Below are 8,668 nucleotides of genomic sequence, written 5' to 3'. Positions count from 1 at the left end.
CTTGCTGCTAAAAGCTCTGGGTCTTCTTAAGATTTGTTTTACAAACAGTCTCTTAAAGATAATTAATTTCTGATTTTTCCTAATGTTTATTCTTTCCTTGCTTTCTGAAAGTAGCTCAAGATATAAAGGCTAAAATTCACATTCCCCACGTCAACTTGTAATACTAAAAGTAATAGAAAAATCGGTAGCTTGGTAGGTATTTATAGCTGAAGTCAGAACTTAGAAGGTGTCAAGTCAGATATTGCGCTCTAGTTTTTAGATTTTAGATAAACTGTCTGGATGGCGATAGTGCTACGCACCGCTACGCCTTTCATGTCGCGCAGCGAAACGCCCTCTTGCCGGTTGATAATTAATTCAACTGTTGCGCAACAGTTTTTAGATTTTAGATAAAGTGGCAGGGTGGCGATAGTGCTACGCACCGCTACGCGTTTCATGTCGCGCAGCGAAACGCCTAATACCAATTCTCCATGAAGTTCACTTGATATTAAAGATATAGCAGTCGTCATTACTGGAGCGGACATTCTCGCTCTTCTCAAATATAGTCATAACAAGAATTTAACTTCTGTACATCGCCAATCCGACGGCTCCCCTATCTGACTTCAACTATTATACTTCTGGCAACTACAATAAATCCGTTACTCCAAAATTTTTACCGCATTGACTAATTAAAGTAGTAAGTTGACCGCGATGATGAGTTTGATGGTTGAAAAAGTGCAGAAGTAAATGCCACAATAGAAATTTACATTCTCGTTGCTGAGACCTACTTGTAAAAGTTAAAGATTCTGCTAACTTTTCCTCTGTTAATGAATCTATATAGTTCTGAATTTCTCCATCAGTTTTTTGACGATCTTGCCACAATAAGTCAAATTTAGCAATTAATTCTTGTCCTAATGATTTTGTCTCAAATGTATAATTTTGAAAGCGACTCAACCACAGTTTATCTGCTAATAAAATATGGTTTAGCGTACCTTGAATAGAATGAAAAAATGCTCCCTTATCTTCTCGATGTACTGCATTGGGTATTGATTCACAAACTAGATATATTTTTTCGTTCATCCAATAATTATATTGGGATCATCTTTGAAAATAATCGGTTTTATTCATTTTTTAACCCTTTATTTTACAGCAGTTTCTTATTTCCTATTCCCTACCAGGGCTATTTCAAAGTATCAGAAGTTAACGATTTAGGAAAAAAGAGATATGAAAGGATAGGAAGATAGAGAAATTCAGTAAAATTTGTCAATTTTTCAGTGTCGGAGAGTCCTTAGAGCTACTGATATCATAATTTTTGCGAATTGTTATTACTCCCCAAACTTCCCAAACTCCCTTACTCCCAAACTCCCTTACTCCCAAACTCCCTTACTCCCAAACTCCCTTACTCCCTGTAATTGGTTGATGAATTTCTCCTAACATGACTTTGGCTTTTGCTCCTGTAACTTCTGGTAAATTACAGGGAATTTCTAAAGAGCGCCAATAAGCTAAAACTGCCATGGCGATCGCTTCTTTAAAATCTAAATCTACGCCTACTTCAGCAGTGGTCATTACTGGTATTGGTACTAATAATTTCTCTATCCTTTTTTTTAAATATAAGTTATGGCTACCACCGCCACATAATAATATTTGATCTGGTAAATTTGGTAAGAAATTTTTATAGCTATGGTTGATTGAAGCTGCTGTTAGTTCTGTGAGAGTTGCCAGTATATCAGCAGTAGTTAAATTATATTTTTCTGCATCAGTAAGACAGTTAAATAAATAGTCTTTACCAAATAATTCTCTACCTGTAGATTTGGGGGGTTTTTGTTGAAAAAAGTCTTGTTTTAACCATGTTTCTACTAACTCTTGGCATGGTCTTCCACTAGCCGCCCATTCTCCATTTTTATCGTAAGTTTTACTTCCTTGAGAAAGATGTTCTACTGCTAAATCTAATAATGTATTACTAGGTCCTGTATCCCAACCTAAAACTGCTTGAGAAGGAGGTAAAGTTGCTACTAATTCCTTTTCTTTTTGACTTCTAACTTTTAACTTTTTACTTTTTAGATAAGTGACATTGCCAATTCCACCTAAATTTTGTACGCAGCGAGTATATTCTGGATGTCTCAGTAGATAAATATCGACACAAGGAACTAAGGGGGCACCTTGACCCCCTACAGCAATATCGGCAGCCCGAAAATTACTAATAGTGGGAATTCCTGTTAAATTAGCAATTACTTCACCACGGCCTAACTGTAGACTATAACCTAATTGTTGAGAGGGTGGGCGATGGTAAACAGTTTGACCGTGGGAGCCAATTAGTTGTGCTTTTTCATCATATTTTTGGTTAATTGTCAATGCTGCTGTAGCAAATTCTTGGGCAATAGCATCATTAAGTTCAGCCAATTCAGCCATTGAGATAGAGGCACCACCACAAACATCAAGAATTTGGGAGCGCAAATTTTCTGGGTAAGGGTAAGTAGATGCTGCTAGTAGTTGAACTGTCAAATTTGTTTGACCACCAGCAACATCAACTAAAGCTACATCTATACCATCGACGGAAGTGCCACTAATTAGGCCAATAACTTTGGTCATTTGCAGTAGTTAACTGTTCTTAGAAATCTACAATAATCTGTCAACATCTACAATTATCTATCTGTTCTATTCTTGCTTCTACCTAGCAACGTCAACGTTATCCAGTCCACAAGCTTCACCGTCGAACTGACCGCCGAAGCTAGATTTAAACTAGCATTTAAATCTCTATCACAACTGAAACCACCATATTCGCTTGAACACACGGTCTGATAAAGGCAGAGACTCTTTAACATTTCCACAGTTAGAGCGAACAGTCTCAATTGATACTCCTAATAATTCTGCTGCCGATCCTATGCTGATATATTTTCTTAAAACAATTCACTCATTCTACCAGATAGTTTTACCAGATAGTTGTAAATTATGTCAAACAATTACCGAATAATTAATAATTAATAATTAATAATTATTAATTAAATACCTTGGTTAAAAGCCTTCCCCCATAGGGGAAAAAAAGAAATAATATTTCCTTATATTCAATTCCGTTGCAGTTTTCCTTGAGGTAATTATCCATTATCCATTAATGAATTACCCTTATCAACTATCAACAGCGACGATTATGACTGTAATATTATCGCGACCACCTTCATCCTTAGCAGCATTTACGAGTTTTTCAGCAATATCTCCACAAGCATCACTATAAGTTAAAATAGGTGCAATCTCAAAAATACTGGCAATTTTCTCGTCAGATAACTCTTCTGTTAATCCATCACTACAGAGTAAGAGGCGATCGCCTGGTTGAACATCTAAAGACAAGAGGTCTACCTTACTCATATCTTCCCGACCCAAACATTGGGAAAGTACATGACGCCAAGGATGTACTCTAGCTTGGTCTGGGGTTAAAGCATTTTTTCTCACGGCCTCAGCTACCCAGGTTTGGTCTTGTGTAATTTGCACTAGCTCTTTTCCCCGAAGTCGATAGAGGCGAGAATCTCCCACATTTGCGCACCAAGGTTGTTGTTCTCGGAAGATAGCCACAACTGCTGTTGTACCCATATCTGAACGTTCAGGATGTTTTTCCTGGTCATCAATAATGGCTTGATTTGCTTGAATAAAGGCATCTTCTAACAATTGGGGTGATTCTATAGTATCCTGCCAATGACTAACGAGATAAGTTTTAATTACTTCTGTAGCAATTTTACTAGCTTCTTCCCCTCCTGCATGTCCCCCCATCCCATCAGCAACAATAAAAAATCGTCCTTCAGGATCTATATAGTAAGAATCTTGATTAACCGAGCGAATACTACCTGTATCAGTATTGCCTGCAAACTTCAGTTCCATAGTAGAATTTAGTTCACTGACTTCTGTCCAATTTTTAAATTTATTATCCACCTATATTATTAATACCCTGCTTTAAGATACTTTTTCTGATTGTAGCATTAGAATCTGGTTGATAATATCACTAAATTTTCACTAATAAATAGTTAATGTTTTAGACAATTTATCAGGGATAATATTTAGGAATATTTGGTAAGCATTCAGCCGTCAGTTATCTTTTTACAGAGGAACTGCGTTATCAGCTATGAGTTATTAACTCATTATTTGGGAAAGAGGAATTAGTCTCCAAGAAGAATTAAAAATTATGTTTATGCACCATTCCACACGAAAGAAAAAGGTAATCAGCTAACTTTAGTAGTTATTATTTTCGGCGTTGGTAATTGGTGGGATGATTTTCTACTAGGGGTGAGACTCATCATTTAGTCTGGTTAAATATTTAGGGTTTGCTGAAAAAGTCTTTTTAAGGAGTAGGGGAGTAGTTACGAGAAACGAGGAATTAATTAGGAGATAGTCGGATATGAAAGTCCCTTAATTTTTCTGCTATCCCCCCTGTCTTTTATGCTAACTTTTTGAGCGTTTGCAACTGAAAACCAGACATTTTTTCGACCTAAAAAGGCTCAAATCTTTATCTGTCAGTGCTTTTATATTTGATCGGTAAGCCTTATTTAAAGGTATTAGAAACAGATTATACCAATTTCATAAAATATTGCTACAGTCATGACACAGGGAATAGGGAATAGGGGACACTTAACTGGGAAAGAAAAAAAGAATAAAATAAAGAGGAGAAAATGTTTTATTTTTACAATTTATGGAATTTATAATTTTTTCTTGTAGGAATAAATCATAAATTAAGATGTAACTTCTTTTTTTGAATTTGGTATTACTTTTAAAGTTTCATCTCTTGATTTACCAACACCTTATTTTCAAAAGCTGAATGCGAGCGCATTCCGCAAGAAAAGCGGAATGCTAATAACTAAATGCTAAATGCTTAAAATATTTGTGATTAACAATCAAAAATATTCTGCAAAATCAACTCACAGTTATTATTCCCAAATTTTCTCTAAACGGGAAAACTTGTATCTAACTAAATTATGGAACTAACTGTTGAATTCGCGCAAGAGGAATTTCTACCCATTCAGGACGAGAGGTAAGTTCATAGTCAACTTCATAGATGGCTTTTTCTAATAGATAAGCATCTAAAAGTACCTGTATTTCTTCTTCGCTTTGAGGCAAGAATGAACTTGACTTTGTATTCTGAAGATAAGCTTTTAAGAAGGATATACTGACCCAGGTATACCAAAATGTAGACCATTGTTCCATTGCCAGCATATTTTCAGAACGAATCATGCCATTTTTAACTTCTTCCCGAAGAGCAACATTAGCTGCATAATAAAATGACTCTAACATTACTGCAATATCTCGAAGTAAAGAACGTTTCATGCGACGTTCATTTAAAGGTCGTGTAGCTTCTCCTTCAAAATTAATAACGACAAAATCTTTACCTGTAAATAAAACATTTTCTAAATGATAATCTCCATGGCAACGGGTACGCATAGCAGTAATTTTTCGTTCCACTACCGAACTTAAATGTTCCATAATTCTGTCTTGACGATTAATCACACTTTTAGCTAATTGTTGTGTATTTTGAGATAATTCTGATAGGTGCTTTTTCAGTTTCAATAAGGTCTTCCCTGTCTGGTTCCTCATATATTGATAAACCGACCTTTGATAAAAAGGTGTAAACTGTTCTGGAGAAAAATTCGGGTTTTCTGAATCGGAGGCTAAAGCATGATGAATATCCGCTGTAGCTTTACCTAACTTTTCGGCTAAATTAATATAAGAACCAATCAAATCGTAGACAGATTCAGTAATCTCAGTATTGAAACTATTGTGAACGGTAATCGCAGGAATTTCTAACTCATTTACAGATGTTTGCTCTACCATTACTCTGTCAAAGTAATCCCTCAGAGCATCAGAAGTATAAGACCAACCATCTCTTGCTTCTGGAATAAACTTTTCCAATATACCAATAGTAATTAAGTTTGTTCCTTCTCGATGGTATTCTAGATATCCTAATGTTGGAGAGATATTGCTGGCAATCGCTGAATTTTTACCTCTTGATGTCTCTGTTAAAAAGTTGCTGTTTTCTAATTCTGGATTAACACCATATTCTAGTTTTCGGAAAAGTTTAAGTATTAATTTTGTGCCGAAATTAATTAAGGTTTTATCATGTCTTTCAGATAAAATATGTGGCTGAATATCTTCTGTGGTTGCCTGCATTATCTCTGCCAATAAATCAGTCGCATTTCCCTGAACGACACCAGTATTTCCTTGATATTTTTGGTTTTTGTTGATGGCTGCCAAGGGTATGTTCAAAAACTCTTTTTGTGCCAAAACATCAAACAAAATTCCCGATTTATCTTGTTGCTGTATTTGTAATTCAGCAATAATTTTTTCTGGAGGAATTTGAGAATTTATTTCTGACTTAGCTAAGTAGCTGATAGGAATTAAATACGTTTCTTTCGGACCTTCTGTATAGTGAAATTCTAGAAATACTAGAGCAGTTTCTTTTTGTTGATAATCAATGGGAATTACTTCTATTATTTCTCTAGATTGGATACCTTTATTTTTACCTCCAAACCAAGGATAGCTACTCAAATAATTAGGTAAAATTGATTCTAATTTCTTCTTATATTCTGGCTGAGAAAATATATTTTTCCAACTTTCTGCAACTGTCAAAACAGGAGGTTTACTCAAAGGTCTTAAAATTTCAATATAACTTTGTTGTGGCTGTAGAGTAAACCAATAAAAAGCATAAGCATTCAAACTAAAAAAGTAAGGATATTCCTGAATAGTGGGAAACTTAGTCCGACCAAAAATCTCCACAGGCACCATACCATTAAAAGCCGATAAATCTAATTCTACCGTTTGTACAAAACGCGAAAGATTAGCCACTACCAAAAGATGTTGACCAGAGTAAGTCCGAGTAAAAGCCAAAACCTTCCTATTTTCAGGATGTAGCAACTCAAACGAACCACGTCCAAAAGCTTGAAAACGTTCCCTCGTCGAAATCAAACGCTTCATCCACCACCACAAAGAATTAGAATTAGACCGTTGAGCTTCTACATTAATCGTTTCATAGTGATACTCAGGGTCAACAATAACCGGAGCATACAACCTTTGTGGATTAGTACGACTAAAACCAGCATTACGATCAGCACTCCACTGCATAGGAGTCCGCACACCATTGCGATCGCCCAGATAAAAATTATCTCCCATGCCTATTTCATCCCCGTAATACAAAACCGGAGTACCAGGTAATGACAGGAGTAAACCATTAAGCAACTCTATTTGCCGACGGTCATTTCCTAATAGGGGAGCTAAACGGCGACGAATACCTAAGTTAATTCTTGCCTGGGGGTCTTGGGCATAAACATTATACATATAGTCTCGGTCTTCATCGCTTACCATTTCTAGGGTTAACTCATCATGGTTCCGCAAAAATAAAGCCCACTGACAATTATTAGGAATAGAAGGAGTTTGCTTGAGAATATCAGAAATAGGAAAATTATCCTCCATCCGCAATGCCATAAATAAACGAGGCATCAAAGGAAAATGGAAATTCATCTGACATTCATCCCCACTGCCATAATATTTAGCAGCATCTTCCGGCCATTGATTAGCTTCTGCCAATAACATCCGGTTAGGATATTTTGAGTCGATATGCGCTCGTAACTTTTTTAAGAAAACATGGGTTCCTGGTAAATTTTCACAGTTAGTACCTTCTTCAACACAAAGATAGGGCACCGCATCAAGGCGCATCCCATCAACTCCCATACTCAACCAAAAATCTGAAACTTCTAAAACTGCCTCTTGTACTGCCGGGTTTTCATAGTTAAGGTCTGGTTGATGAGAAAAAAAGCGATGCCAATAGTAAGCTTGGGCTACAGAATCATAAGCCCAGTTAGAATTTTCAAAGTCTTGGAAAATAATGCGGACTTCTGGGAACCTATCAGCACTATCGCTCCAAACATAAAAGTCTCTTTCTACACTACCTTTAGGGGCGCGACGCGCTCTTTGAAACCAGGGATGTTTGTCAGATGTATGGTTAACTACAAGTTCGATAATGACTCGAATGCCTCTGTCGTGGGCAGCGTCTAGAAATTCTTGGAAGTCTTCTAGGTTGCCGTAGATGGGGTTAATACTTTTATAGTCGGCAATGTCATAGCCGTCATCTCTTAGAGGGGAGGGGAAAAATGGTAGAGTCCAGATTGCTGTTATGCCTAGGTCTTGGAGGTAGTCTAATTTTTCTGTGAGTCCGCGAAAGTCTCCTATTCCATCACCATTACTATCAGCAAAGGCTCGAACTGGTGCTTCGTAAATTATGGCGTCTTTGAACCAGAGTGGGTCGTTTTTTAGCATGGGGTAAAGCTTTATATTGTTGAAGATTTGAGGTAATTATAGCCGAAGTCAGATGGGGTGATGAGGAGTTGTGGGGGGTGTGGGAAGTGTGAGGAGTGTGGGGAGTGTGGGAAGTGTGAGGAGTGTGGGAAGTGTGGGAGTTGTGGGGAGTGTGGAAGGTGTGGGAAGTGTGAGGAGTGTGGGGAGAAACACCTCAAATATTTTCTGTCAGTGGAAATAAACTCTGAGTTGCCTTGCTATCTGGGTTTAAGTTCTACTATTGCGTATAGAGCAATAGTTGGAATTTAACAATTAATTTTTCGATTCTTGATTGACTAATAAATTTTTTGTGAGTGGAGGAAATTTTCGGTAGAGAAACACCTCAAATATTTTCTGTCAGTGGAAATAAACTCTGAGTTGCCTTGCT

General features: G+C 36.8%; 5 protein-coding genes and 1 pseudogene. 1 reads left to right on the top strand and 5 read right to left on the bottom strand.

Annotation, left to right across the window (positions count from 1 at the left end):
- Positions 1–248: 248 nt before the first annotated feature.
- From ACP6PM_RS12610 to treS, 5 genes and pseudogenes are all read right to left on the bottom strand, one after another.
- Positions 249–506: a hypothetical protein gene (locus ACP6PM_RS12610; protein ID WP_426585079.1), complete on the bottom strand. Its 258-nt coding sequence runs from the start codon at positions 504–506 to the stop codon at positions 249–251.
- A 115-nt stretch (positions 507–621) separates the two neighbouring features.
- A pseudogene (locus ACP6PM_RS12605) lies at positions 622–1,059 on the bottom strand (DinB family protein); the annotation flags it as partial.
- 300 nt (positions 1,060–1,359) lie between these two features.
- Entirely contained in the window at positions 1,360–2,565 is a 1,206-nt protein-coding gene (locus tag ACP6PM_RS12600) for an anhydro-N-acetylmuramic acid kinase (RefSeq protein ID WP_426585077.1), read from the bottom strand.
- Positions 2,566–3,099: 534 nt separating this feature from the next.
- Positions 3,100–3,843 carry a Stp1/IreP family PP2C-type Ser/Thr phosphatase gene (locus tag ACP6PM_RS12595; protein WP_426585075.1) on the bottom strand — a complete coding sequence of 248 codons (744 nt, stop codon included), beginning with the start codon at positions 3,841–3,843 and terminating at the stop codon, positions 3,100–3,102.
- A 1,086-nt stretch (positions 3,844–4,929) separates the two neighbouring features.
- Complete coding sequence (gene treS, locus ACP6PM_RS12590; RefSeq protein WP_426585073.1) at positions 4,930–8,262, bottom strand: maltose alpha-D-glucosyltransferase; 3,333 nt, start codon at positions 8,260–8,262, stop codon at positions 4,930–4,932.
- 70 nt (positions 8,263–8,332) lie between these two features.
- On the opposite strand from treS, the gene ACP6PM_RS12585 reads away from it, so the two are divergent.
- Positions 8,333–8,482, top strand: coding sequence for a hypothetical protein (locus ACP6PM_RS12585; RefSeq protein WP_426585071.1), 150 nt, complete (start codon positions 8,333–8,335; stop codon positions 8,480–8,482).
- Positions 8,483–8,668: the final 186 nt, after the last annotated feature.

It is taken from the genome of Dapis brunnea BLCC-M229, from assembly GCF_050015995.1.
In the GTDB taxonomy this organism is placed as follows: Bacteria; Cyanobacteriota; Cyanobacteriia; order Cyanobacteriales; family Microcoleaceae; genus Trichodesmium.
This window is presented reverse-complemented; position numbering and strand designations above follow the sequence as displayed.